This is a genomic window from Microvirga sp. HBU67558 (genome assembly GCF_018069605.1).
In the GTDB taxonomy this organism is placed as follows: domain Bacteria; phylum Pseudomonadota; class Alphaproteobacteria; order Rhizobiales; family Beijerinckiaceae; genus Microvirga; species Microvirga terrae.
In genome coordinates this window covers 21,674-47,599 of record NZ_JAGPUP010000549.1, presented here as the reverse complement: position 1 = coordinate 47,599, position 25,926 = coordinate 21,674, and the positions used below count along the sequence as shown (strand labels likewise).

General features: G+C 67.2%; 24 protein-coding genes. 13 read left to right on the top strand and 11 right to left on the bottom strand.

The window, feature by feature from the left end:
• Position 1: 1 nt before the first annotated feature.
• The 8 genes from KBI52_RS23660 to dxs all read left to right on the top strand — a co-directional run bounded on the left by KBI52_RS23660 (position 2) and on the right by dxs (position 8,349).
• The gene (locus KBI52_RS23660; RefSeq protein WP_210811946.1) at positions 2-649 is read left to right on the top strand and encodes an FMN-binding negative transcriptional regulator; all 648 of its coding nucleotides are present in this window, start codon (positions 2-4) and stop codon (positions 647-649) included.
• Positions 642-1,112 carry an aminoglycoside 6'-N-acetyltransferase gene (gene aac(6'), locus KBI52_RS23655; RefSeq protein ID WP_262265534.1) on the top strand — a complete coding sequence of 157 codons (471 nt, stop codon included), beginning with the start codon at positions 642-644 and terminating at the stop codon, positions 1,110-1,112. Before KBI52_RS23660 ends, aac(6') begins: the two co-directional genes overlap by 8 nt.
• 129 nt (positions 1,113-1,241) lie before the next feature.
• A complete protein-coding gene (locus tag KBI52_RS23650) occupies positions 1,242-1,850 on the top strand; it encodes a DNA-3-methyladenine glycosylase I (protein WP_210811944.1) in 609 nt (202 codons plus the stop codon).
• Positions 1,850-2,443: a YfbR-like 5'-deoxynucleotidase gene (locus KBI52_RS23645; protein ID WP_173946722.1), complete on the top strand. Its 594-nt coding sequence runs from the start codon at positions 1,850-1,852 to the stop codon at positions 2,441-2,443. Before KBI52_RS23650 ends, KBI52_RS23645 begins: the two co-directional genes overlap by 1 nt.
• Positions 2,444-2,678: 235 nt before the next feature.
• On the top strand, positions 2,679-3,197 hold the full coding sequence (locus tag KBI52_RS23640) for a tyrosine phosphatase family protein (protein ID WP_210811943.1): 519 nt from the start codon (positions 2,679-2,681) through the stop codon (positions 3,195-3,197).
• Between the two features lie 167 nt (positions 3,198-3,364).
• Positions 3,365-6,055, top strand: a complete 2,691-nt coding sequence (locus KBI52_RS23635) for a DUF2339 domain-containing protein (protein WP_247654607.1) — start codon at positions 3,365-3,367, stop codon at positions 6,053-6,055.
• A 35-nt stretch (positions 6,056-6,090) separates the two neighbouring features.
• On the top strand, positions 6,091-6,339 hold the full coding sequence (locus KBI52_RS23630; RefSeq protein WP_009764792.1) for an exodeoxyribonuclease VII small subunit: 249 nt from the start codon (positions 6,091-6,093) through the stop codon (positions 6,337-6,339).
• A 102-nt stretch (positions 6,340-6,441) separates the two neighbouring features.
• The gene (gene dxs / locus KBI52_RS23625; RefSeq protein WP_173946725.1) at positions 6,442-8,349 is read left to right on the top strand and encodes a 1-deoxy-D-xylulose-5-phosphate synthase; all 1,908 of its coding nucleotides are present in this window, start codon (positions 6,442-6,444) and stop codon (positions 8,347-8,349) included.
• Between the two features lie 212 nt (positions 8,350-8,561).
• Here dxs and KBI52_RS23620 read toward each other — a convergent pair whose 3' ends face one another.
• Entirely contained in the window at positions 8,562-9,275 is a 714-nt protein-coding gene (locus tag KBI52_RS23620) for a superoxide dismutase (RefSeq protein WP_247654597.1), read from the bottom strand.
• A 105-nt stretch (positions 9,276-9,380) separates the two neighbouring features.
• On the opposite strand from KBI52_RS23620, the gene KBI52_RS23615 reads away from it, so the two are divergent.
• Together KBI52_RS23615 and KBI52_RS23610 are read left to right on the top strand one after the other, a co-directional pair.
• Positions 9,381-10,109, top strand: a complete 729-nt coding sequence (locus tag KBI52_RS23615) for a TlyA family RNA methyltransferase (RefSeq protein WP_173946726.1) — start codon at positions 9,381-9,383, stop codon at positions 10,107-10,109.
• Positions 10,102-11,352: a class I SAM-dependent RNA methyltransferase gene (locus KBI52_RS23610; protein WP_173946727.1), complete on the top strand. Its 1,251-nt coding sequence runs from the start codon at positions 10,102-10,104 to the stop codon at positions 11,350-11,352. Before KBI52_RS23615 ends, KBI52_RS23610 begins: the two co-directional genes overlap by 8 nt.
• 263 nt (positions 11,353-11,615) lie before the next feature.
• Here KBI52_RS23610 and KBI52_RS23605 read toward each other — a convergent pair whose 3' ends face one another.
• The 4 genes from KBI52_RS23605 to KBI52_RS23590 all read right to left on the bottom strand — a co-directional run bounded on the left by KBI52_RS23605 (position 11,616) and on the right by KBI52_RS23590 (position 16,254).
• A complete protein-coding gene (locus KBI52_RS23605; RefSeq protein WP_210811941.1) occupies positions 11,616-12,365 on the bottom strand; it encodes an SOS response-associated peptidase in 750 nt (249 codons plus the stop codon).
• Between the two features lie 9 nt (positions 12,366-12,374).
• Positions 12,375-13,370, bottom strand: coding sequence for a magnesium transporter CorA family protein (locus tag KBI52_RS23600; RefSeq protein WP_173946729.1), 996 nt, complete (start codon positions 13,368-13,370; stop codon positions 12,375-12,377).
• Positions 13,371-13,619: 249 nt separating this feature from the next.
• Positions 13,620-14,471, bottom strand: a complete 852-nt coding sequence (locus KBI52_RS23595) for an NAD(P)-dependent oxidoreductase (protein ID WP_210811940.1) — start codon at positions 14,469-14,471, stop codon at positions 13,620-13,622.
• Between the two features lie 4 nt (positions 14,472-14,475).
• Positions 14,476-16,254 carry an acyl-CoA dehydrogenase gene (locus KBI52_RS23590; protein WP_210811939.1) on the bottom strand — a complete coding sequence of 593 codons (1,779 nt, stop codon included), beginning with the start codon at positions 16,252-16,254 and terminating at the stop codon, positions 14,476-14,478.
• A 138-nt stretch (positions 16,255-16,392) separates the two neighbouring features.
• On the opposite strand from KBI52_RS23590, the gene KBI52_RS23585 reads away from it, so the two are divergent.
• Complete coding sequence (locus KBI52_RS23585) at positions 16,393-17,364, top strand: L-threonylcarbamoyladenylate synthase (RefSeq protein WP_210811938.1); 972 nt, start codon at positions 16,393-16,395, stop codon at positions 17,362-17,364.
• 74 nt (positions 17,365-17,438) lie between these two features.
• On the opposite strand, the gene wrbA is transcribed toward KBI52_RS23585, so the two are convergent.
• A complete protein-coding gene (gene wrbA, locus KBI52_RS23580; RefSeq protein ID WP_173946733.1) occupies positions 17,439-18,041 on the bottom strand; it encodes an NAD(P)H:quinone oxidoreductase in 603 nt (200 codons plus the stop codon).
• 171 nt (positions 18,042-18,212) lie between these two features.
• Here wrbA and KBI52_RS23575 point away from each other — a divergent pair, with 171 nt between their 5' ends.
• Complete coding sequence (locus tag KBI52_RS23575; RefSeq protein ID WP_173946734.1) at positions 18,213-19,160, top strand: LysR family transcriptional regulator; 948 nt, start codon at positions 18,213-18,215, stop codon at positions 19,158-19,160.
• Here the strand turns inward: KBI52_RS23575 and KBI52_RS23570 are convergent.
• The 5 genes from KBI52_RS23570 to KBI52_RS23550 all read right to left on the bottom strand — a co-directional run bounded on the left by KBI52_RS23570 (position 19,157) and on the right by KBI52_RS23550 (position 25,325).
• Complete coding sequence (locus tag KBI52_RS23570; RefSeq protein WP_210811937.1) at positions 19,157-20,143, bottom strand: MDR family oxidoreductase; 987 nt, start codon at positions 20,141-20,143, stop codon at positions 19,157-19,159. The genes KBI52_RS23575 and KBI52_RS23570 overlap by 4 nt on opposite strands.
• Positions 20,144-20,228: 85 nt before the next feature.
• The gene (locus tag KBI52_RS23565) at positions 20,229-21,470 is read right to left on the bottom strand and encodes an MFS transporter (RefSeq protein ID WP_173946736.1); all 1,242 of its coding nucleotides are present in this window, start codon (positions 21,468-21,470) and stop codon (positions 20,229-20,231) included.
• A gap of 142 nt (positions 21,471-21,612) precedes the next feature.
• Positions 21,613-23,043, bottom strand: a complete 1,431-nt coding sequence (locus tag KBI52_RS34285) for a M10 family metallopeptidase C-terminal domain-containing protein (RefSeq protein WP_210811936.1) — start codon at positions 23,041-23,043, stop codon at positions 21,613-21,615.
• Between the two features lie 88 nt (positions 23,044-23,131).
• Complete coding sequence (locus KBI52_RS23555; protein WP_371823205.1) at positions 23,132-24,364, bottom strand: cell wall hydrolase; 1,233 nt, start codon at positions 24,362-24,364, stop codon at positions 23,132-23,134.
• 112 nt (positions 24,365-24,476) lie between these two features.
• Positions 24,477-25,325: a helix-turn-helix transcriptional regulator gene (locus KBI52_RS23550; RefSeq protein WP_210811934.1), complete on the bottom strand. Its 849-nt coding sequence runs from the start codon at positions 25,323-25,325 to the stop codon at positions 24,477-24,479.
• 127 nt (positions 25,326-25,452) lie between these two features.
• On the opposite strand from KBI52_RS23550, the gene KBI52_RS23545 reads away from it, so the two are divergent.
• Positions 25,453-25,854, top strand: coding sequence for a hypothetical protein (locus KBI52_RS23545; RefSeq protein ID WP_173946740.1), 402 nt, complete (start codon positions 25,453-25,455; stop codon positions 25,852-25,854).
• Positions 25,855-25,926 lie beyond the last annotated feature (72 nt).

Genomic DNA, 25,926 nt, shown 5'->3' with positions numbered 1-25,926 from the left:
CATGTACCAGCCGCCGCATTTCCGCGAGGACGATCTCGCGGTTCAACACGCTCTCATCAAGGCCCATCCTCTCGGCCTTCTGGTGACGTTCGGCAGCGAGGGGCTCGAAGCCAATCCCATTCCCTTCGTGCTGGACGCCTCGGCCTCTGCGCGAGGAACCCTCAAGGCTCATCTGTCCCGCGCCAATCCCCAGTGGCGGACCTTCGACCCCGACCAGGAGGCCCTCGTGATCTTTCAGGGCCCCGAGACCTACATCACGCCGTCCTGGTATGCGGCCAAGCGCGAGCACGGCAAGGTGGTGCCGACCTGGAACTACGCCATCGTGCAGGCCCGCGGCCGGCTCATCATCAGGGACGATCCGGACTGGCTGCGGCGGCAGATCGGCGCCATGACCGACCTGCAGGAAGCGCCGCGGCCGGAGCCCTGGAGCGTCGGCGATGCCCCCGCCCCCTTCGTGGCCGCCCAGCTCAAGGGCATCGTCGGCATCGAGATCGAGATCACCCGGATCGAGGGCAAGTGGAAGGTGAGCCAGAACCGCTCCGAGGCCGACCGGCTCGGCGTGTCGGCGGGCCTGCGCCTGTCCGCGGACGATGCCTCGAACCGAATGGCGGAGCTGGTCGACGCGCGGGGAGCCCGGCCGCGTGAATGACGGCACCGGCCCGAGGATCGAGCCCTGCGCCCTCCACTCCCTGGAGGAATGGGCCGTCATGCGCCACGCCCTCTGGCCGGAAGCTCCGGTGCAGGACCATCTCTCCGACGCGCAGGCCATGCTCTGGGAGCAGAAGAAGGCCGCCGCCTTTCTCGTCCGCCTGCCCGACGGCACGGCGGCGGGCTTTGCCGAGGCCGCCCTGCGCCATGACTACGTGAACGGCTGCAGCACCTCGCCCGTGGCGTTCCTCGAAGGCATCTACGTGGAACCGGAACACCGCCACCGGGGGCTCGCCCGCCTGCTCTGCCGCGCCGTCGAGGCTTGGGCGCGGCGGCACGGCTGCCGCGAGTTCGCCTCCGATGCCCTGCTCGCCAACACGGCCTCGCACGGCATGCACGAAGCCCTGGGATTCGAGGAGACGGAGCGGATCGTCTGTTACCGCAAGCCGCTGTCCTCCTCCTGAGGAGTTCTGAAAAGCGGGCCGGGGACGACACCCTCGCCGTCTTTACCGGCACAAGCCCGGCGATGACATGTGGGATGAATTGCCCCTGCCCGTCTTCCCGTTTCCCTGCAGCCCCGCTACACACGTTCCATGACCGACGGACTGATCCTGCATCCCGATCACAAGACCCGCTGCTGGTGGCCCGGAACCGACCCCTTCTACGTCGCCTATCACGACACGGAATGGGGCGTGCCGGAACGCGACGACCGGGCCCTGTTCGAGAAGCTCATTCTCGACGGCTTCCAGGCGGGCCTGTCCTGGATCACGATCCTGCGCAAGCGCGAGAATTTCCGCCGCGCCTTCGCGGGCTTCGATCCGGCGGTGATCGCCCGGTTCGACCAGGCGCAGGTCGAGGCGCTGATGCTCGAGACCGGCATCGTGCGCAACCGCGCCAAGATCGAGGCGACGATCGCCGGCGCCCGCGCTTGGCTGGTGATCCAGGAGCGCGGCGGCTTCTCGCGCTTCCTGTGGGATTTCGTCGACGGGCAGCCGGTCCAGACCAATGCGAAGACCCGCCGCGATGTGCCGACGGAGACCGAGGTCTCGCGCAAGATCTCGAAGGCTCTGAAGAAGGAGGGCTTCAACTTCGTCGGCCCCACCATCGTCTACGCCTTCATGCAGGCGGTCGGCATGACGAACGACCATCTCACCGGCTGCTATCGCCACGCGGAATGCGCGGACCTCGCCGGGACACTCTGATGGGCAAGGAACCCCGCGTCTGGCAGCGGATGCTCTCCGGCCGCCGCCTCAACCTGCTCGACCCCTCGCCCCTCGACGTCGAGCTCGACGACATCGCCCACGGGCTTGCCCGCGTGGCCCGCTGGAACGGACAGACGGTGGGCGGGCACATCTTCTCCGTCGCGCAGCACAGCCTGCTCGTCGAGGCCATCGCCAGCCACACGAACCCGGACATGTCGCGCGAGTGGCGCCTCGCGGTGCTGCTCCACGACGCGCCGGAATACGTGATCGGCGATATCATCTCGCCCTTCAAGGCGGTGATCGGCGACGCCTACAAGACCATCGAGGCCGGGCTGCTCGGGGCGATCCATCTGCATTTCGGCCTGCCCGCCCAACCGGCCGCGGCGCTCAAGCGCTTCATCAAGCAGGCCGACCGCCAGGCGGCCTTCCTGGAGGCGACCCATCTCGCGGGCTTTTCCCGCGAGGAGGCGCTCAAGCTCTTCGGCCGGCCCGAGCCCCTGCCCCGGTCCGTGCTCGCCCTGCTGGAGCCCTGGCCGGTGGCGGACGCGGAGGACCGTTACAGCGAGAAGGTGACGATGGCGCTGGCGGGGTGAAGCCGTAGCTTCCGCATTCTTCAACGCTCGTACTCGCGTCATCACCGGCCTTGTGCCGGTGATCCCGATTGGTTGAAGCACCGTACCTTTCCGTATCGGGATGGCCGGGACAAGCCCGGCCATGACGGTGAGGGTATCCACCCGGCGGCCGCCGAACGGGAATGACATCGGTGTTAAGTTCATGGCCGTGATCCGAATCGTGTAAGGCTGCCCGCCACCTCCGAGAACCCACCCCATGCCGACCCTGCACGTCTGCCCCCTTTCCCGCCTGACCGAGACCGTGACGGCGACCCGCGCGAGCCATGTGGTGAGCCTCATGGGGGCCGGCGCCGCCGTGGAGCGTCCCGCCGGCATCGCGGCCGAGCGCCATCTCTTCATCGGGGTCAGCGATATCGTGGAGCCCCTGGAGGGCTATGTCCTGCCGGCCGCCGAGCATATCGAGCGGATTCTCGGCTTCGTGCAGGCCTGGGGCCGGGAGAGCCCTCTGGTCTTTCATTGCTGGGCCGGAATCAGCCGCTCCACCGCGGCCGCCTATATTGCGGCCTGCGCGCTGGCGCCCGAGCGGGACGAAGCCGGGATCGCGCTCGCCTTGCGCGAGGCCTCCCCCAGCGCGACGCCGAACCCGCGCTTTGTCGCCCTGGCCGATGATCTCCTCGGGCGTCGGGGCCGCATGGTCGAGGCGATCCGGTCCATCGGCCGAGGCGCCGAGGCTATGGAGGGCACACCCTTCATGTTACAGCTTAGCTGCCGATAGCCGATTCCACCTGGGTCGGTCGCCGTGCTCGCGCATCGCGTGGAAAAGTGGATCCGGTTTTCGCTGACGCGGCCCTTCGGGTCCACCCTGAACGATGCGCCGGCCAAGAAAGGGAGCATCCGATCCGATGCTCTGACCGATGACTCGGAGGCTGCCCCTTGGACGACATGGTCCTGCTCGCTCTGCTGGTTCTGAGCATTCCCGCCTGCGCCATCGCCGGGCTGGTCCTCGGCCTCTCGGCCCGCAGGAAGCTTATCATTCTCCAAGAGCACATCGCGGCTCTCGAAGGCGAGTTGCGCCTGATCAAGGCACGGGCGGGCGGAGGCGCTCCGTCGGCCGATCACGCTCCGGTTCCGGAACCGACCGTCGAACAGCCCGCGGAGCCGGAGCCTGAACCCGACCCGTCACCGGAACCCGTTCCGACAACCGCCCCGGTCCCGGCGATCCCGGCCGCAGCGCCGCAGCCCGCCGCAAAGACACGGGACTTCGAAGAGAAGCTCGGCGCCCGCTGGGCCGTCTGGGTCGGCGGCGTCGCCCTGGCGTTCGGCGGCATCTTCCTCGTGCGCTATTCCATCGAGCAGAACCTGCTCAGCCCCGGGACGCGGATCGCCCTGGGCGGGCTTTTCGCGCTTCTCCTGATCGGCGCGGGCGAATGGCTGCGCCGCCGGGAGCAGGATCTCAGGCTGCCGGGCCTTCCGTCCGCCAACGTTCCGGCCATTCTGACGGCGGCCGGCACCTGCACGGCCTTCGCGTCGGCCTATGCGGCCTATGCCCTCTACGGTCTGATCGGACCGGGCGCGACCTTCGTGACCCTCGGCCTCGTGGCGGTGCTGACCATGATCGCCGCGACCCTGCATGGTCCGATCCTCGCGGCCCTCGGGCTCCTCGGCGCAATGGGCAGCCCTCTTCTCGTGTCCTCCGACAGGCCCCAGCCCTGGGCGCTCGTGATCTACCTCGCCTTCGTGGTGCTGCCGGCCTACGGGGTCGCGCGCCTGCGCGTCTGGCGCTGGCTGGCGCTCGCCGCCCCCATCGGGGTGCTCGCCTGGACGTTCCTCATCTTTATCCTGGACGGGACGGATGCCCTGCCGGCCATGGTGCATCTCGTGATCCAGACCGGCCTCGCGGCCGCCTTCCTGGCGGTCGTCCCCTATCGGCACGTTCCCGACCAGGAGGCCCGCATCGACCGGCCCGCGAGCGGCATCCTCCTGGCCTTCGCCCTGGCCGGCATCGCCATATCGGGATCCGTCATCGTCGGCGACGGCCGCCCGGTCTTCGTCGCCGCGCTCGGGCTCGTCCTCCTGGCGACCGGCATCCGCGTCCCGGCCGCCGCGCCGGCGGCCGCCTGGGCGGCCCTGACCGCCGCGGGCGCCCTCCTGGTCTGGCCGATCGCAGCCGAGATCGGCGGGACGCCGGAAAGCCTCTTCTATCAGGAGGGCGACGCCTTCGCGGTTCGGCCCCACGCGGTCGAGGCCTTTCTCGGGCTCGCCCTTCTGGCTCCGGCGGCCGTCGCGGGAGCCTCGCTGGTCCGGCTCGCGCGATCGCCCGGTCTTCGCCTCGCCACGGCGGCCTGGTACGCGGGAGCGGCGACCGCCGGCCCGCTCCTGGCGCTCATCGCCGCCTATTGGCGTGTGACCGACTTCGAGCCGAGCCTGTCCTTCGCCCTGGTCGCCGACGGCCTGGCGCTCGCCTTCGTGCTGGCATCGCAATGGCTCATCCGCCGCAACCCCGGGGACGCGCCTGCCCTGCGCCTCGGCCTCGGCGCCACGGCCTCGGCGGCGCTCGCGGGTCTGGCGCTCGGCCTGACCTTCGCGCTCGACAAGGGCATGCTCACGGTGGCCTTCGCCCTGACGGCCCTCGGCACGGCCTGGATCGCCGACAGGATCGCCATTCCGGCCCTGCGCTACGCGGTGGGGGCCATCGGGGTGATCATCCTGGGACGGCTGATCTGGGACCCGACCATCGTCGGGGGCGACCCCGGCCCGGTCCTGATCAACTGGCTCCTCTGGGGCTACGGTGTTCCGGCCCTGGCCTTCCTGGCGGCGAGCCGCCTGCTCCAGCGAACGGGCCGCGACTGGACCGTGCAGCTCACGGAGAGCCTCGGGATCGCGTTCGCGGCCTTCCTGGTCTTCTTCGAGATCCGCCACGCGCTCCGGGCCGGAGATCCCCTGGCCGCGACCACCGACCTTCTGGAGATCGGCCTCGTTGCGACAGAAAGCCTCGTCTTCGCACTCGTCCTCACGCGCCTCGACGTCCGGCACGCCGACCCGGTCTATCGCTGGGGTTCGCTGATCTTCCGGGTCCTGTCCCTGGTTCTCTGCGCGGGCGGGCTCCTTCTCGTGGCCAATCCCCTTCTGACCGAGGAGGAGATCCCGGGAGGGCCGATCTTCAACGCGCTCATCCCGGCCTATCTCCTGCCGGCCATCCTGGCCGCCGGCCTGGCCCTCGTGGAGCGGCGCGCCCGGCCGCCCCTCTACAGCCTCTCCTCGGCGGTCCTGAGCCTCGTCCTGTTCTCGACCTATGTCGGACTGGCGATCCGGCGGATCGCCGCCGGTCCCCAGCTCGCCCTTTGGCAGGGCTTCACGCAGGGCGAGCAATGGAGCTACTCGCTGGCGCTCCTCGTCATCGGCATCCTCCTGCTCGGCCTGGGCCTCGCCTTCAACAGCCGTCCCGCGCGGCTCGTCTCGGCCATCTACCTGGTGCTGGCAGTGCTGAAGGTCTTCATCATCGACCTGTCCAACCTGGAGGGAGTCATGCGGGCCCTGTCATTTATTGGCCTGGGGCTTGTTCTCATCGGGATCGGTCTCGTCTATCAGAGACTCCTCGCGCGCCGACCAAGCGATGCCGCAATTCCATCGTGAGATCGGGCCAGGACAGAGATTTGACGGAACCCCGCATGACCGACACCGCCTCCATCAAGACCCTCCCCTTCGAGAAGGCCCTGGCCGAGCTGGAGGACATCGTCCGCCGTCTTGAGCGCGGCGACGTGCCCCTCGAGGACTCGATCGCCATCTACGAGCGCGGCGAGGCCCTGAAGAAGCATTGCGAGCAGCTCCTCAAGAAGGCCGAGGCCCGCATCGAGAAGATCACCATCGGGCCCGACGGCGCCGCCTCTGGCACGGCTCCGCTGGACGTGGCGGAATAATCGGGCCGAGCAGGAAGGTTGGGGCCTCGCGTTTGACCCGGGTGCTCCCCGAACCTATCTCCTGGTGACGGCCACCCGGCTTCAAGCTTGGCGAGAACAACGTTGTCCACACCTCTCCTCGACACCATCAAGACCCCGGACGATCTGCGTCGACTGCACGAAAACCAGCTCCGGCAGGTGGCGGACGAGCTGCGGACGGAGACGATCAGCGCCGTGTCCGTCACGGGCGGACATCTGGGCGCGGGCCTGGGCGTGGTCGAGCTGACCGTGGCGCTGCACTACGTGTTCGACACGCCCCGAGACCGGGTGATCTGGGACGTGGGCCATCAGGCCTACCCGCACAAGATCCTCACGGGCCGCCGCGACCGGATCCGCACCCTGCGCCAGGCGGAGGGATTGTCGGGCTTCACCAAGCGCCAGGAGAGCGAGTACGACCCCTTCGGGGCCGCCCATTCCTCCACGTCGATCTCGGCCGGCCTCGGCATGGCGGTGGCGCGGGACCTGGAGGGCAAGACAAACAACGTGATCGCCGTGATCGGCGACGGCGCCATGTCGGCCGGCATGGCCTACGAGGCCATGAACAACGCCGGCGCCATGCATTCGCGCCTCATCGTCATTCTCAACGACAACGACATGTCGATCGCCCCGCCCACCGGCGCCATGTCGTCCTATCTCGCCCGCCTGGTCTCCGGCGGCACGTATCGCGGGATCCGCGAGACGGCCAAGCAGCTGGCCAAGAAGCTGCCGAAATTCATCTACGAGAAAGCCCAGCGCGCCGAGGAATTCGCCCGCGGCTTCTGGACCGGCGGCACCATGTTCGAGGAGCTCGGCTTCTACTATGTCGGGCCGATCGACGGCCACAACCTCGACCACCTGCTGCCGATCCTCAAGAACGTGCGCGACACCGAGACCGGGCCGATCCTGGTCCACGTGGTGACCAAGAAGGGCAAGGGCTACGCGCCCGCGGAAGCCGCCGCCGACAAGTATCACGGGGTGGTCACCTTCGACGTGGTGACCGGCGCGCAGACCAAGGCCAAGGCGAACGCTCCGTCCTACACCAAGGTGTTCGGCGAGAGCCTGATCCGGGAAGCGAGGGCCGACGACAAGATCGTGGCCGTCACGGCCGCCATGCCGTCGGGCACCGGGATCGACCTGTTTGGCAAGGAATTCCCGGCCCGCACCTTCGACGTGGGCATCGCCGAGCAGCATGCGGTCACGTTCGCGGCCGGCATGGCGACCGAGGGCTACAAGCCGTTCTGCGCCATCTATTCCACCTTCCTGCAGCGCGCCTACGACCAGGTCGTACACGACGTGGCGATCCAGAACCTGCCCGTGCGCTTCGCCCTGGACCGGGCGGGCCTCGTCGGCGCCGACGGCCCGACCCATGCGGGCTCCTTCGACGTCGCCTATCTCGGCTGCCTGCCCAACATGGTGGTGATGGCGGCCGCCGACGAGGCGGAGCTCGTCCACATGGTGGCGACCGCGGCCGCCCATGATTCCGGCCCGATCGCGTTCCGCTACCCCCGCGGCGAGGGCGTGGGCGTCGACATGCCGGAAAAGGGAATCCCGCTCGCGATCGGCAAGGGCCGGATCGTCAAGGAAGGCAGCCGGATCGCGCTCCTGTCGCTCGGCACCCGCCTGTCCGAGGCCCTGAAGGCTGCCGAGGAGCTGGAGGCGCGCGGCCTCTCCACCACCGTGGCGGATGCCCGCTTCGCCAAGCCGCTCGACGAGGAGATGATCCTGCGGCTCGCCCGCGACCACGAGGTTCTCGTCACCATCGAGGAGGGCTCCATCGGAGGCTTCGGCTCCTACGTGCTGCAGCTCCTCGCCGACCGAGGCGCCCTCGACCGAGGCAGCCTCAAGGTGCGCGCCATGGTCCTGCCCGACATCTACCAGGACCAGGACAAGCCCGAGCGCATGTACGCCAAGGCCGGGCTCGATTCCGCCGGGATCGTCACCAAGGTGTTCGAGGCCCTGGGCCGGGAAGAAACCCGCAAGGCAAGCGCTTAGGATTTTTCCCACGTCATGGCCGTGCTTGCCCCGGCCATCCTCCGCCCGTCCTGACACCCTCTGCGTCATGGCCGGGCTTGTCCCGGCCATCCCGATACGGATAAGCGCCGCGCCACAAAGGATCGGGATCACCGGGACGAGCCCGGTGATGACCTAGAGGGTGGTGTTGGCTGCCGGTGATGACGTGGCGGGAACCAGCGAGTCCTTCGATATCAAACCGTCAGCGTTCCCGACTTCGCCGCAGCATAACGCTGGCCGATCCTGTTCCAGTCGAGCACGTTCCACCAGGCCTTGAGGTAGTCCGGCCGGCGGTTCTGGTATTTCAGGTAATAGGCGTGCTCCCAGACGTCGTTGCCCATGAGGACCCGTTGCCCGTCCATCAGGGGCGTGTCCTGGTTCGGCCTGGTGGTCAGGGCGAGCTTGCCGTCGCGGGCAACCGTGACGAAGACCCAGCCGGAGCCGAACTGCCGCTCCCCGGCGGTGTTGAAATCGGCCTGGAATTTCTGGAACCCGCCGAGGTCGCGGTCGATGGCGGCCTTGAGCTCACCCGAGGGCTCGCCGCCCGACCCGCCCATGATCTGCCAGAACATGGTGTGGTTGGCATGCCCGCCGCCGTTGTTGCGCACGGCCGTGCGGATCGATTCCGGGACCTTGCTCAGGTTCGCCAGCATGTCCTGGAGCGGCATTTTGGCCGCCTCGGCGTTCTGGGCGAGCGCCGTGTTGAGATTGTTGACGTAGGCCGCGTGGTGCCTGTCATGGTGGATCTCCATGGTCTGGGCGTCGATATGCGGCTCGTTCTTGGAGGGCGCGTAGGGCAAGGGATCGAGCTTGAACGGTCCGGAGGGGGCTTGCGCCCAGGCGCGCGGAATGGCAGCGCTGGCGGCCAGCAGGGTTGCACCTGTCAGAAGATGTCGGCGGCTGAGCATGGGACCTCCGTTGGCCTTTGAAGAATTGTGACCGTAAGAGGTTCTAGGGCCGAGCCTGGTTTCTGCCCATAAAAGGATCGTGATCCAGATGAACGCGAGGCTCCGATGACCCGCAGGCGCGCCGATGTGGTGCTGGTGGAGCGCGGCTTCTTCATGAGCCGCGCCCGGGCCCAGGAGGCCATCGCGGCCGGGCTCGTGACCGTGAACGGCGCCGTCATCCGCCGGGCGTCCGACGCGGTCCCCGAGGAGGCGGTCATCACCGCCGAGCAGCCGCACCCTTACGTGTCCCGCGGCGGCGTCAAGCTCGCGGCGGCGCTCGACGCCTTCCTGATCGACCCGAGGGACAAGATCTGCCTCGACGTCGGCGCCTCCACGGGGGGCTTCACGGAGGTGCTGCTGACGCGCGGCGCGGCCCATGTCTACGCGGTCGATGTGGGGCATGGCCAGCTGCATCCCACCATCGTGGGCAATTCCAGGGTGACGAATTTCGAGGGCACGGATGCCCGTTCGCTGACCCGCGCACTCATTCCGCAGGCGGCCGATCTCCTGGTCTCGGACGTGAGCTTCATCTCGCTCAAACTCGTTCTGCCGCCGGCGGTCGCCCTGCTGAAGCCCCGGGCGGAGCTCGCCGTTCTCGTGAAGCCGCAATTCGAGGCCGGCCGCGATCACGTGAAGAAGGGCATCGTGCGCGACGAGGCGGTGCACCGCGCCGTGTGCGAGGACCTCTCGTCCTTCGTGACGTCCCTCGGCTTCGATGTGATCGGACTCGTCCCCTCGCCCATCGAGGGCGGGGACGGCAATCGTGAATTCTTGTTGGGAGCCCGCATTGGCTGAACAGGTTACCATCAGGCGCCTCGGCGCCAAGGCCGACGGCATCGCGGAGACGTCCTCCGGGTCCGTCTTCGTGCCGAAGGTGCTGCCGGGCGAGACCGTCACCATCGAGCGCGAGGGATCGCATGCGCGCCTCGTCTCCGTCGATGACCCGTCGCCGGAGCGCGAGGCGCCGTTCTGTCCGTATTTCGACCAATGCGGCGGCTGCGCGACGCAGCACATGAGGCACGGCTTCTATCAGGCCTGGAAGCAGGAGACCCTCGTCCATACCCTACGCCAAGCACGCATCGACGCGCCGGTCGAGCCGCTCATCGACGCCCACGGCGAGGGACGCCGGCGTGTCACCCTGCATGTGCGCTTTCCCGACCGCGCCATGCATGTGGGCTTCATGGCCCCGCGCAGTCACCAGATCGTGGAGATCGCGTTCTGCCCGATCTCGGAACCCGTCCTGAAGGATCGTGCGCCCGAGATCGCCAGGGCCATCGGCCAGCATCTGAAGGGACCGCGCAAGCCGCTCGACGTTCAGATCACCGCGACGCAGACCGGCTTCGACGTGGACGTGCGCGGCTTCGGTCCCCTCAAGGATCCGGAGCGCCTGCGCCTCATCGATCTCGCGGCGAGCCTCGACCTCTCGCGCCTGTCGATCCATGGCGACGTGATCGTGGAGCGCCGCCCTCCCGCCATCGCGATGGGCCGCGCCGCCGTCGTACCGCCCGCGGGCTCCTTCCTGCAGGCCACGCGGCTCGGCGAGGAGACGCTGGCCGGATTGGTCACCGAGGCCTGCGCGCGCGCCAAGCGCGTGGCCGACCTCTTTGCCGGCGCAGGGCCGTTCTCGCTACGGCTCGCTGAAAGGGCCGACGTCCACGCGGTGGAATTCGACAAGGGCGCCATGACGGCCCTCGACAAGGCCGCCCGGGCGACGCCCGGTCTGCGCCGCGTCACGACCGAGGCGCGCGATCTCTTCCGCCGGCCCCTGCTGACGCCTGAGCTCAACGCCTTCGACGCCGTGGTGCTCGATCCGCCGCGCGCGGGCGCGGAAGCGCAGGCCAAACAGCTCGCCCTGTCGAAGGTCCCGCTCGTGGTGAGCGTCTCCTGCGACGCCGCCACCTTCGCGCGCGATGCCGCGATTCTGATGGGCACGGGCTACCGCCTCGAGCGGGTGGTTCCGGTCGACCAGTTCAAGCATTCGCCGCATCTGGAAGTGGTCGGAATCCTGAGGCGCGACGTGGCGAAGAAACGGCGGTGAGTCCGTTGCTCGCTCTCAGCCTTCTGTCATCACCGGCCTCGTGCCGGTGATCCCGATCCTGTGAGGCTCCGCGCTTTTCCGATCGAGATGGCCGGGACAAGCCCGGCCATGACGTGAGAGGGTGTCAGAGCCGAACTGGATATTCACCCTCCACGTCGTCACCGGCCTCGTGCCGGTGATCCCGATCATGAGGAGCGCCGCGCCTTTCGGACCGGGATGGCCGGGACAGGCCCGGCCATGACAGCCGGTGGATGGAAAGACCGTTAGAACAAGCTGCCCTGCTCGTCCTCGTCGCTGGAGAGCGGCTTCTTCGCCTTTGGCTTCCTCTCCGGGACCGGTGCCGGTTCGGGCCGCGTCAGCGGCTCCATCAGGCCGGGATCGTCGTTCTCGACCTTGTTTACGCGGCTGGAGACCGGCATCAGGTCGAGCCAGTCGTCCGGACAGGGGCGTACGAGGCCCATCACGTCGGCGCGCTCGTCGCGCACGTCGAGCCAGGCGGCGATGTCCTGATCCGACAGGATCACCGGCATGCGGTCGTGCACGGCCGACAGGGTGCCGTTGGCATCCGTCGTCACGATCGCGGCGGTGTCGATCTCGGCTCCGTCCGGGCTCGTGTAGGTCTCCCACAGGCCTGCCAGCGGCATGGGCCTGCGGCTGCGCGGGCGGATCATGAACGGGGTCTTCTCACGCCCGTCCCGCCGCCATTCATAAAAGGCATCCGCGAGGAAGATGCAGCGCCGGCGCTTCAACGCCGCCTTGAAGGTCGGCTTCGTCTGCAGCGTCTCGCCGCGCGCGTTGATGACGAGCGGGAAATCCTTGGGATCCTTCACCCAGGACGGCAGGAAGCCCCAGCGCACCAGCATGAAATGCCGCTCGCCCCGGTCCTCCAGCACGATCGGCACGGGCTGGGTGGGAGCCACGTTGTAGCGCGGAGGAAAGTTCGGCTGCTCGGAATAGCCGAAGAAATCCCGATAGGTCTCGGGAGGGAGCGTGATCGCGTAGCGCCCGCACATGGCACTCTCCTAAAGCCACCGCTTCCAGCGGAAGAACAGATAGGGCAGCACGGCGGCGAGCACCATCAGGCCGATCGCCCAGGGATAGCCGAACTCCCAGTCGAGTTCCGGCATGATCTTGAAGTTCATGCCGTAGAGCGACGAGACCAGGGTGGGTGGCAGGAAGATCACCGACATGACCGAGAAGATCTTGATGATGTCGTTCTGCTCCATGGTGACGAAGCCGAGCGTCGCATCGAGCAGGAACTGCACCTTGCTGGAGAGAAAGGTCGCGTGCTCCTCGATGGACTGCACGTCGCGAAGCGCAGTGCGCCATTCCGACTGGTAGCCCGCCGTCTTCTGCGGCCGCGGCATGCTGGCTGACAGGAACAGCAGCATGCGCTCCACCGACACCATGCTCTCGCGCACGTTCGAGATGATGTCGCCCTTGCGGCCGATGGATCGTAGGGCGAAGCGATAGGAGGCGGCGCGACGGGTGCCCTGCTTCTCGTTCTCGAAGATCGCCTGCGAGAGGCGGTCGATGCGCGATCCTACCGTCCCCAGGATCTCGGCCGCGCGGTCGATGATGGTTTCGAGCAGGCCGTCGAGCACCGCTTCGGGCTGGTGCCGGCATCCGCCGGGCTTCACGGCGCGCGCCATGAACATGCTGAACGAGCGCGGCTCCCCGTAGCGCACGGTGACCAGCGCCTTCTCGGTCAGGATGAACGACACGTCGATCAGCTTCGGGTTGTCGGTGTCCGAGCTGCACAGGACGCGCGCCGTCATGTAGCGGGCGTTGTTCTCGTGATAGAGGATTTCGGACGGCTCGATGTCGGCCATCTCCTCCTTGGTCGGGATCTCGATGCTGAGATGGGCCTCGACGAGCCTGTCCTCCTCCTTGGACGGATCGATCAGGTCGATCCACAGGGCGTCGGGAGGGATGGGATCGCCGGGCGGAAGAACCTCGCGGTCGAGGGACTCGCCCATCGGGCCCTTCATCTGCGCCGGCCTGTGAATCACGATCATACGCGTACTTGCCCTTCTGGAACTTGCCTTTGTGGCATCCCAGTCATGTCAGCTCGACGCAGGCTTTGTACTCTCACGTGAACTCCCTGTCATTCCTGGTCGCCCACGATCCATCCACCATGTCATCACCGGCCTTGTGCCGGTGATCCCGATCCGTAAGGCGCGGCGCTTCACACCATCGGGATGGCCGGGGCAAGCCCGGCCATGACGTCGAGGGTGGCACTCCTGGGCGGAGTGAAGCGGATTTCCCTAACCCAACGATGACAGGGGCGGCGTGTCGTCGGGCACGAAGAAGTCCGGGGCGAGCGGTTGAGTCGGATCGACCCGGTACTTCTCGAAATCGGTCACGCCCTCGCCTGACAGGAACACGTCGTCGATGAGGAAATGGCCCGAGAAGCTCTTCGCGGGTTTCTGGAAGACCGCATGGGCGGCATCCGCGAGAATCTCCGGGGTGCGGCTCGCCTGAACGAGCGCGTCGCCGCCGAGAAGGTTCTTGACCGCGCTCGTCGCGATGGTCGTGCGCGGCCAGAGCGCGTTCACGGCGATTCCCCTGCCCCGCAGCTCGCCCGCCAGTCCCAGCACGCAAAGGCTCATGCCGTATTTGGCGATGCTGTAGGCGAGATGCGGCGCGAACCACTTCTCGCTCATGTCGAGGGGCGGCGACAGCATCAGGATATGGGGATTCTCGGCTTTTTCCAGATGCGGAATGGCGTATTTCGACACCATGTAGGTGCCGCGCGTGTTGATCTGATGCATCAGATCGAAGCGCTTCATGTCGGTCTGCGGCGTCGGCGTGAGGCTGATGGCGCTGGCGTTGTTGACCACGATGTCGAGGCCGCCGAAGGTCGCGACCGTGGTGTCGATGGCGCCCTTCACGGCGTCCTCGTCGCGCACGTCGACAACGAGCGGCAGCGCCCTGCCGCCCGCCGCCTCGATCTCCTCGGCGGCCGTGTAGATGGTGCCGGGAAGCTTCGGGTGCGGCTCGGCAGTCTTGGCCGCGATGACCACGTTCGCCCCATCCCGGGCGGCGCGAAGGCCGATGGCAAGACCGATGCCCCGCGAGGCGCCGGTGATGAAGAGGGTCTTTCCTTGCAGGCTCATGATCTCAGCTCGCCAGCGCCAGGGTTGCATCCTGCATGAAGCCCGCCCCGCCCATGACCGTGTCCTCCAGTCCTTTCGCCCCGACGGCGATGTTCTCGGCGAAGAAGCGGCAGAGCGCGATGCGGCCCGCATGGGCCGGATCCCCGTCGCCCGCCGCCGCCTGCGCCTGGGCGGCGAGCGCCAATTCGGCCAGGCCCGCGCCGCCCTGGGCCAGCGCGAAGAGGCGCAGGTAGGGGGTCGCGCCGGCCAGCGCCTCGCCCTGGGCGTTGGAGGAGACGGTCTTGAGGAGATAGCCCGTGGCCCGGTCGAGGCTCTCGACGGCGTCGCGCAGGCGCGGCGCGGTCGCCCCGAAGGCGGGCGTCGACTCCTTCAGAAGCCGCGCCACGGTGGCCCGCATGGAGGCGATCTGCGCCCGCACGGTCTCGCCGCCGGACAGCGGCAGCTTGCGCGTGACGAGATCGATGGCCTGGATGCCGTTGGTGCCCTCGTAGATCGGCGCGATGCGCGCGTCGCGGAAGTGCTGGGCCGCCCCCGTCTCCTCGATGAAGCCCATGCCGCCATGGACCTGGACGCCGAGCGACGCCACCTCGGCGCCGATATCGGTCGAGAAGGCCTTGGCCACCGGGGTGAGCAGGGAGGCGCGCTCGTTGGCCTTCTTCCGCCGTGCGGGATCCTGTTCGAGATGGGCGCGGTCGATCGCCTCCGCGGTCATGTAGCAGATGGCCCGCGCGGCGGCGGTCAGCGCCTTCATGGTCAGCAGGTTGCGCTGCACGTCCGGGTGCACGGCGATCGGGCTCATGCTCTCAGCGGCCCCGATTGCCCGTCCCTGCCTGCGCTCGTTGGCATAGGACAGGGCCTGCTGATAGGCGCGCTCGGCGATCGCCACACCCTGCAGGCCGACCGCCAGGCGGGCGTTGTTCATCATCGTGAACATGCAGGCCAGGCCGCGATTCTCCTCGCCGACGAGCCACCCGACGGCGCCGCCATGGTCGCCGAAGATCATCGTGCAGGTGGGCGAGGCATGGATGCCGAGCTTGTGCTCGATGGAATGGCAGCGCACGTCGTTGCGCGTGCCGTCGGGCAGAAATTTCGGCACCAGGAAGAGCGAGATGCCGCGCGTCCCGGCCGGCGCGTCGGGCAGCCGCGCGAGAACGAGGTGGACGATGTTGTCGGTGAGGTCGTGCTCGCCGTAGGTGATGAAGATCTTCTGGCCCGTGATGCGATAGCTGCCGTCGCCCGCGGGCTCCGCGCGGGAGCGCAGGGCCGCGAGGTCCGATCCCGCCTGCGGCTCGGTCAGGTTCATGGTCGCGGTCCACTCCCCGGAGACCAGTTTCTCGAGATAGCGGCTCTTCAGGTCGTCGGTGGCATGGGACGCGAGCGCCTCGATGGCCCCCATGGTGAGCACAGGCCCGATGCCGAAGGCCATGGAGGCGGCGTTCCACATCTCGACGCAGGCCGAGTTGAGCAGAGTCGGCAGACCCTGCCCGCCATATTCCACCGGACCTGGTAGCGCATTCCATCCGGCTTCCGTCCAGGCCCGGTAGGCCTGCCTCCAGCCCGGCGCGGTGGTCACCTGGCCGTCCTTGAAAGTCGCGCCGACCCGGTCGCCCTCGCGGTTGAGCGGCGCGATCACATCGTTGGCGAAGCGGCCCGCCTCGTCCAGGATGGTCTCGGCCAGATCGGCCGAGAGATCGCCGTAGAGGCCGTCGGCCACGGCCCGGTCGAGGCCCGCCACGTGCCGCATGATGAAGACGATGTCCGGAACAGGCGCGCGGTAGGTCATCAACGTTTCCTCTCGATACGTGGGCTTTTCATGTTGACGCGAGTTCTCGCGCCATTAAACCCGCCCGACAAGGGCAAATCCCGCAAGGCACAGGCCTCTTCGGGGAAGGATAGTTTAGACGTGAACGATCACGGGTCAATGCGCCAAACGATGCGTCTGACCGCCGATGCGGCGGGTCTGGCGGAGGCAGCCGCCCTCCTGCGCCGCGGCGGACTCGTGGCCTTCCCGACGGAGACGGTCTACGGCCTGGGAGCCGATGCGACGGACGCGGAGGCGGTCGCGGGCATCTACGCGGCCAAGGAGCGGCCGAGCTTCAATCCCCTGATCTCCCATCTGGCCAGCTTCGAAGCTGCCCGAAGCCAGGGGATGTTCGACGCCACGGCGACGCGCCTCGCGGAGGCCTTCTGGCCCGGTCCCCTGACCCTGGTGGTGCCCGTGGCGCCGACCTGCACCGTCTCGGATCTCGCTCGCGCCGGTCTCGACAGCGTCGGCCTGCGCGTTCCGGCTCATCCGCTCGCCCATGCTCTTCTGGAACGGACGGGACGGCCGGTCGCCGCGCCCTCGGCGAACCGCTCGGGCCGCGTGAGCCCGACCGATGCCGACCATGTCCTGGGCGACCTCGACGGACGCATCGACGCGGTGCTCGACGGCGGTACGTCCCAGGTCGGCGTCGAATCGACCATCGTATCATGCGTGGGCGGCGTGCCTCGTCTGCTCCGGCCGGGTGGCGTGCCGCGAGAGGCCATTGAGGCGCTGATCGGCAGACGGCTCGAAGGCGCGCCGGAGGCAGGCTCCAGCCCGCTCGCGCCCGGCATGCTGGCATCCCACTACGCGCCGCGGGCGCAGGTGCGGCTGAACGCGAAAAGCCTTCTGCCGGGCGAGGCCGCGCTGCTGTTCGGCCCTGACGCGCCGCGGGGCATCGAGGCGGCCCCATCGGCGCTGAACCTCAGCAAAAGCGGCGACCTCGTGGAGGCCGCCGCTCATCTGTTTTCCCATCTCCGGCAACTCGACGCGTCGGGTGCCGGGACGATCGCGGTCAGTCCCGTTCCGGAGACCGGCCTGGGCGAGGCCATCAACGACCGCCTGAGGCGCGCCGCTGCGGAGCGGTGAGGCGTTCGGAAAGACCCATCGAACCGTGACCCGTCATCACCGGCACGAGGCCGGTGATGACGTGGGAGGGTCGGTTACTTCGCGGCGAGCTTCGCGGCGATCTGGGCCACGTGGCGGCCCTGGAAGCGGGCGCCGTCGAGGTCGATCTCGCTCGGCTGGCGCGAGCCGTCGCCGGCCGCGATCGTGGAGGCGCCGTAGGGCGAGCCGCCGCGGATCTGGTCGACGCCCATCTGGCCCTGGAACGAATAGGGCAGTCCGACCACCACCATGCCGTGGTGCAGGAGCACCGGCAGCGTGGTGAGGATGGTGGCCTCCTGGCCGCCGTGCTGGGTCGCCGTGGAGGTGAAGACCGAGCCGACTTTGCCGATCAGCTTGCCCTGGGCCCACAGGCCGCCGGTCTGATCGAGGAAGTTCTTCATCTGCGCCGTCATGGTGCCGTAGCGGGTCGGCGTGCCGATGATGATGGCATCGTAGTCCGGCAGTTCCTCGACGGTCGCGATGGGAGCCTTCTGATCGGTCTTGTAATGAGCAGCCTGAGCCACCTCGGCAGGAACAAGCTCCGGGACGCGCTTCACCACGACCTCGGCGCCGGTCTCGCGGGCGCCTTCGGCGGCCGCATAGGCCATCTGCTCGATGTGACCCCAGGACGAATAATACAGAACCAGAACCTTGGTCATGTGAACTCCGATCGGTTGAAACGAGGCGCAGAGCGGTCGGCGTCCGGTCGCGGATTCCATCGGGCCGGAGTTGCATCGCCTGCTGTTGTTGAACGTCGTGGAGGATAATCTTTCCCAACTGCAAAACCAGTGTTAGATTTGCAGGGTCTCTCTTGCGCGAATGCAAAACCGATGACCAAACAGCAGCATCTCGACTGGGACGATTTCAGGCTCGTGAAGATCATCGCCGAGGCCAATGGCCTGGCCGGCGCCGCGGAGCGACTCGGGGTCAACCATTCGACAGTTTTCCGTAGGCTCGGCCAGATGGAAGACAATCTCGGGGTCAAGCTCTTCGAGCGTCACCGGACCGGCTATGTCCTCACGCCTGCCGGGGAGGAGATGTCGGCGCTTGCCGAGCAGATGGACGAGAACGTCACCGCCTTCACGCGCAAGCTCGCCGGACAGGCCGTGGCGCCTACAGGAGAATTGCGGGTCACGACCAACGACACGCTGCTCGTCCATCTCCTGACCCCAATCTTCGCCCGTTTTATCACAGCCTGCCCCGAGATGCGGCTCGACGTGGTGCTCGCCAATCAGGCCCTGAACCTGTCGAAGCGCGACGCGGACGTGGCGATTCGCGCCACCGACGATCCGCCGGAGACCCTCGTTGGGCGGCGCGTGGCGACAATCGCCTGGGCGGTCTACGGACGGGTGGAGGATTTCCCCGACGTTCGCGGTCCCGACGACGTCAGCCTGACCGACCTGTTCAACCGGCATTGGGTGGCTCTGGGCGACAATCTGGCCGCCCTGAAGGCCGCCCGCTTCGTGCGCGAGCACGTGGCGCCGGAAAACATCGTCTACAAGGTCAACACGGTTCTTGGCCTCGCCGAGTCCGTCCAGGCCGGAACCGGCATCGGCCCCCTGCCCTGTTTCATCGCGGATTCGAACCCCGATCTCGTCCGGCTCTCCGACATCAATCCGGATTTCGCCGCGGGCCTGTGGCTCCTGACCCACCCGGACCTGCGCCAATCGGCGCGCGTGCGCGCCTTCATGGATTTCATGGCTGCCGAGATCGCCAAGCAGAAGAAATGGATCGAGGGCGCCGGGAGGAAGGCTTCGGCGCCCGCTCCCGTCGCTTAAGCGATTTGCACCACCACCCGGCCCTTGATCCGGCCCTCGACGATCTCACGGCCGGCCTCCAACACCTGATCGAGCGGGATCACCGTGGTCATGGCGGCGAGTTTGTCGTGGTCGAGTTCCCGGGCGATCCGGTTCCAGGCCTCCATGCGCAGGGCTTTCGGAGCCATCACCGAATCGACCCCCAGGAGCGCCACGTTGCGCAGGATGAAAGGCGCGACGGTCGCCGGCAGATCCATTCCGCCCGCAAGGCCGCAGGCGGCGATCGCGCCGCCATACTTCGTCATCGACAGGAGGTTGGCGAGCGTCGTGGACCCGACCGTGTCGATTCCGGCCGCCCAGCGCTCCTTGGCGAGAGGCCGGCCGGAACCCGCGAGCTCGCTCCGGTCGAGGATCTCGGCCGCGCCGAGACCTTTCAGGTAATCAGCTTCCTTCGGTCGGCCGGTCGAGGCGATCACATGCCAACCCGCGTTGGCGAGAAGCGCCACGGCGACCGAGCCGACGCCTCCGACGGCGCCCGTGACGATGGCGGGCCCCTGATCGGGACGCAGTCCATGTCGCTCCAGGGCCATCAGGCACAGCATCGCCGTGTAGCCTGCGGTCCCCACCGCCATAGCCTGCTCCGCCGACAGACCCTGCGGCAGCGGGATCAGCCAGTCGCCCTTCACCCGCACCTTCTCCGCATACGCTCCGAGATGGGTCTCGCCCAGGCCCCAGCCGTTGAGGACGACCGCGTCGCCGGACTTGAATTCGGGATTCGAGGAAGCCTCGACGACACCCGCGAGATCGACGCCGGGAATCATGGGAAAGCGGCGTACCACCGGGGCCTTGCCGGTGATCGCAAGACCGTCCTTGTAGTTCAGAGTCGAGTGCGAGACGCGTACGGTCACGTCGCCGTCCATGAGATCCGTCTCGTCGAACGTGCGGATCCCGATATTCTGACCTGATTCATTCTTGTCGATGACGACGGCCCTGAACGTGCTCATGCCGAATCCTCCCACGACCATCTTTTGGCGCGACCGAGGATCAGGGCAAGGGGAAAGGCTTTAGCCCTTCGCAGCAGAGGCCGGCTTATTCCGCCGGCTGCAGGGCGGGCCCGCGCTCAACAGGTTGTTCCTTGATCGGCAGGTTGATCAGCGCGGAGGCGAGGCCGAGCAGGACCGACAGCCACCAGACGGCACTGTAATTGCCGTTGATCTCGTAGAGAAGCCCGCCGAGCCAGACCCCGAGGAAGCCGCCGACCTGATGCGAGAAGAACGCGAAGCCGTAGAGCATGGCCATGTAGCGGGTGCCGAACATCAGCATCACGAGGGAGGACGTGGGTGGCACAGTGGAGAGCCAGAGCAGGCCGATGGAGATGCCGAACAGGATCGACGTCAAGGGGGAGGCCGGGACCAGGATGAAGGCCGCAATCGCCACCGAGCGGCCGAGATAGATCCAGGCGAGCAGCCAGCGCTTCGACATGCGGGTGGACAGCCAGCCCGATCCGAGGGAGCCGACCGCATTGGCCAAGCCGATGACCGCGAGCGTCCATCCGCCGACGGCCGCCGAGAGGCCCGCATCCTTGAGATAGGCCGGCAGGTGCACCGTGATGAAGGCGAGTTGGAAGCCGCACGTGAAGAAGCCGAGCACCAGGAGCACGTAGGAGCGATGTCGGAACGCTTCCGTCAGCGCCTGCTTGATCGACTGGTTCGGAACGGCCGCCGCTCCGGACGGAGCCGCGTCGCCGGTCGGACGCGTGGCGAGCGCGACGGCGAGCGGCATGACGAGAAGCACGCTCGCGGCGAAGACAAGCAGGGCCTGATGCCAGCCCAGCGAGTCGATCAGCACGTTCCCGATCGGCGGGAACAGGAACTGGCCGAATGAGCCGGCCGCCGTTCCCGCGCCAAAGGCCATCGGCCGCCATTGCTCCGGCAGAAGCTTGCCGAAGGCGCCAAGCACCAGATTGAACGAGCAGCCGGACAGGCCGAAGCCGATGAGGACGCCGGCCCCGAGATGCAGCATGCCCGGCGTGGAGGCATAGGCCATGGCGACGAGGCCGAGCGCGTAGAGGAGCGCGCCAGCGCAGAGCACCCGGAAGGCTCCGAACCGGTCCGCCACGGCGCCGGCGAAGGGCTGGCCCAGTCCCCAGAGCAGGTTCTGGATCGCAATGGCGAAGCCGAAGGTGTCTCGTCCCCAACCGTATTCCGTGATCATGGGCAGTTGGAACAGGCCGGAGGACGCGCGCGGGCCGAAGGTGATCAGGGCGATCAGGCAGCCGGCGACGACGATGACTTCCGGCGAGACGCGGGTTCGAGCGGGGGAAGCGGACATGCTCACGGCCCTTTGAGGGAAGGCAGGGGTGCGCAGACTAGCCCAAGTCGTCCGCCGGCAACATTGAAAGTTTGTAGGCTTTGGTATGAGGCTTTGTGATGGATACCTGCAGAAATCCGGCTCCGATTTGCTCCGCAATCCCCTAGACTACAAAGAAGTCGTGGTGGTTGAGCTTCAGATTTTTCCCAAGAGTGGCAAATTTCATCGGGGCGCCGGCACCCGAGCCATCGGCATCGTAGGAGAGCGCGCCGGACTTCGCGTCGTAGATGACCCGATCCTCGAGATCCTGCGCCTTCTTGGCCCGAATGAACATGTCTGCCTTGAAGGCCGCCGGCTTGGATGCGCTGCCGGAGCCCAGTGCGGTGTAGATCTTGTTCTCGAGCCTGATCGAATCGTAGGCCGGGTTGAAGTCGTCGATCCGGTCGACGTTCTTGTCCCGGCTGGTTCTGGTGTCGAACACGAAGACGTCGTAACCCGCGCCGCCCGAGAGCCTGTCGCTGCCCGCGCCGCCAAAAAGGATGTCGTCGCCGCTTCCGCCGGCGAGGGTGTCGGCGCCGTCGGCGCCGCGCAGCACGTTTCCGGCCGAATTGCCCTGAAGCCTGTCGGCGAAGCGTCCGCCGGTGGCATTCTCGATCGTTACGCCGTTGGCGATCGTATAGCCGCCGGCAACGCCCTTCTCTCGGGAGATGAAGCCGCCCGCATGGGAATCTCCCGGCTCCAGGGTCGCGGCGCGAAGATCGATGACGACACCATCGAGTGCTCGGGCGGCGGTGATCGTGTCCAGTCCGCCGGCGTCCCAGAGACAGTACCACCCCTGCTCGTCGACAGTCGTATTCAGGGTCGGCAGCGCGTAGACGTTGCTCCCCTGGCCGGTTTCCATGTTCTTTCCGTAGAGCGCCTGCAAGGCCGCGATGTCGAAGGCGCCGAGCCCGGCCTGATTGCCGTAGGACAGGTCGTACCCGGCCTGCCCCCAACCGGGATTGTAGGACATGACCGTCCAGATACCCTGGTTCAGGCCGTTCGGCCCGAGGGTGCCGGAATCCGTCACGCCCGGAAAGGTCGTAGCATCCGCGCCCGTTCCGCCGTCATGCGGATGAGCCAGGCCCATGCCGTGGCCGAACTCGTGCAGGACGGTGTTGAGGCCGTCACCGCCGAAATTCATCCAGTTCCATGAGGGCATCGTCGGGTCGAAATATCCCCAGATCTGGTTCTTGTCGGGCACCTCGTGCAATCCGAGCGTGCTGCCGTCCAGCGGCATCTTCCACCAGACGACGTTGGCCTCCGCGGCGGAGCCGGCGAGTTCGAATTTCAACCCGCAGACGCTTTCATAAACCTGGATCGCATAGTCGAAGACCGCCTTCTCGGCCTTTGTCCAATTCCGGGTCGAAAGACCGCTCGTCAGGATGTCGCTGGGGCCGTGGACGGCGCTCGCCGCCGCGAAATCGCCGCTTTGGCCGAACCAGATCTTGATGGACCCGCTCGCGGTGTTCCAGGCCGTTCCTCCCCAGACCAGGGCATCGACATAGGCATTGCCATAGCCGGTACCCGGAACGGAATTTCGAATGCTTGCCACGACTTCCCCGCCTTCAATGCCGCGCCTGAGTCTTGATAGGACTTTGTTACACTCGGTGAAGTGCCGAAGCGCACGAGCAAGGTTTTTCTCAGGTCTGACCGGGCTTGAGCTTATAGAAGATGTGCCGCCCGATCACGTCCATTTTCTTCAGGCGGCGGGCCCAGTAGGGCCGGACATAGTCGGCGTGGTAATGGGTCGCCGCGCCCACATCGGCCAGGTAGGTCTTGCCCTCGAGCACGGCGCTCGCGACGCTCTTGGCGCGCTCCCAGGACTCGGTGTCGCGGATGCGCAGGGCCTTGCCCTCGCAGGCGAAGGTGAACTGGCAGGCGAGATGACGATGCCGGTTCTGATAGACCACGCCGCAGATGCTGGACGGGTAAAGTCCGCTCTTCACACGGTTGAGAACCACCTGGGCCACGGCCGCCTGCCCTTCGACGGGCTCGCTGCGGGCCTCGAAATAGACGGCCTCGGCGAGGCAGCGCTGCTCCTTGCTCGTGTTGTCCGGATCGATCAGGTCGGCATAGCGGGGACGATCCGGATCGTCGCCCTTGGGCAGGATGGACAGGTCCCCATAGCCGCCGCGGTCGAGACGTGGGGATTGCAGGGACACGGGGGCGGCTGCGATCTCGATGGGCGTTGCTTCGACCGGGGCCGGCGTCGTCGACGACAGGGCGGTCGCGCGCTTGACCATGGGGGTGGTCGGGCTCGCTGCAGCCCCGGTCGAGCCCGCGGCCGCCGCGGCCGGGGACTGGACGGACGTGGCTTGACGCGTCGTGGTGTATTCGGGCGCCTCCCAGGGCTCGAAGGCCTGCTCCGTCTCCGGAGCCTCGAGTTGGCCTTCCATGAGGACGGTCGGCGGCAGAAGCCGCTCGTCGCGGCTGTAGAGCAGCCGGGTGCTGCCCATCTGATCGAGGGTCGTGCGCAATTGTCTCGCGCGACGGGACAGGGTGGCGTGCGGCGCCACCAGGGGATTGCCCTTCAGGGAGCGGTCCACGAGGGCATCGGGACCCGCATCGGCTTTCCTGTCGGCCTTGAGAGGCGCGGAATCGGCGGCCTCGTCCGGGAGGTCATAGCGCGGAAGGGTGCGGAGAACATCGCGCTCGATTCCGAGCTTTCCGTCGGCGATCGAGGCGCCGGTGGGCGGGATGAGCGCGGTGTCGACGAGGCGGGCGGTAGCGCTGCGCGGCGTGAAGCTCACGCCGGAATGGAGATCGTTGCTGGCCGATGCGGTAAACGAGATCAGCAATCCGGTGGCCAGCGCCCAGGGAGCCGTGGTGGCGCAGATCCATTTCACCCGAGATCGACGATACGGAAGACGCACGCGCAACACCCTGCAAAAACTCGTGAACAATCCGGAGCATCCAGCAGGAGGGCTCCGATGTCGTAAAGTTATCGCGGGTTAAGGTTGATGGGTGGTTAAGGCGAGGCTCCGGTTATCCCGGTGACGCTGCGGCAGCCTGACGCTTCTCGGCGAGACGCCTCAGCGCGGAACCGGTCTCGGGATCGGCCGGAAAGAACGCCTCGATGGCCAATTCCGACAGGGTGACGTCCACCGGGGTGCCGAAGATCGTGGTGGTGCTGAACAGGGTCAGCGGGCCCTCCCCGGTCACGAGCTGGAGCGGCACGACGATGCCGGCGTAATCGTGGCTCGACCTGGGGCCGCGTCCCGCCGCGTCCGGCGTCGGATAGGACTGCAGTTCCTCGATCAGAGCGGCGAGAACGACGTCGCCGGTCGCATCGACCTGACGATGCAGTCGATGAACCAGATGGTTGCGCCACTCGGTGAAATTCACGATCCGACGGGCAAGGCCTGCGGGATGGATGCTCAGGCGCAGCACGTTGACAGGAGGCTTCATCAGCGCCGGATCGACGTCGCCGATCACCGACACGAGAGCCTCGTTGGCGGACACGAGCGACCAGTGCCGGTCCACGGCGAGCGCCGGATAGGGATCATGCCCCCTGAGCACGAGATCCACCGCCTGACGCATGCTGACGAGCGCAGGGTCGTCGAGGGAGCGCTGCGAATAGACCGGCGCGAAGCCTGCCGACACTAGCATGATGTTGCGCTCGCGAAGGGGCATATCGAGCTTCTCCGCAAGCAGCAGCACCATCTCGCGGCTCGGTTGAGAGCGGCCGGTCTCGAGGAAGCTCAGATGGCGGGTGGAGATCTCCGCTTCGAGGGCGAGGTCCATCTGGCTCAGGCGTCGCCGCTGACGCCATTCGCGCAGGTAATCGCCCACATGTCGGTCGGTGTTCACGGGTTGAGTGCTCGCTGTTCTCATGAGAGAGACCCTAGCGTGAGACAAGCCGATCTTCCATGACCTCGGAGGTAATCGACTGTGCTCAGCGCTTCCGAGATCCTTGCGATCAGGTTGAGGTTTTCAACCGGCCCACCGCAAGGAGACAGCCATGATGACAATTCAATCTTCCCCGCTTCTTCGCCAGGCTCTCGTGGCCGACGCCACCACCAGCGGGGCCTTCGGCCTGATGATGCTCATCGGTGCCGGTGCCCTGAGCGGCGTCTTCGGCCTGCCGGAGCTTCTCCTGCGCATCGTGGGCTTGGTTCTCCTGCCTTATGCTGCCTTCATCGGCTGGCTCGGCCTGCGCGAGGAAATCCATAGGTCCATCGCCTGGGCGGTGATCCTGGGGAATGCCCTCTGGGTCGTCGACAGCGCGCTCCTCCTTCTCAGCGGCTGGGTGGCGCCGACCAGCGCGGGCTATGCGTTCGTGATCGCCCAGGCCCTCGTGGTGCTGATGTACGCGGAGTTCCAGTTCGTCGGAATGCGCCGGTCGGAAGCCGCGACGGCTTGATCCCGATAGCTAATCCCCACCCACGTCATCACCGGGCTTGTCCCGGTGATCTCGATTGCCCAAAGCGAGGCG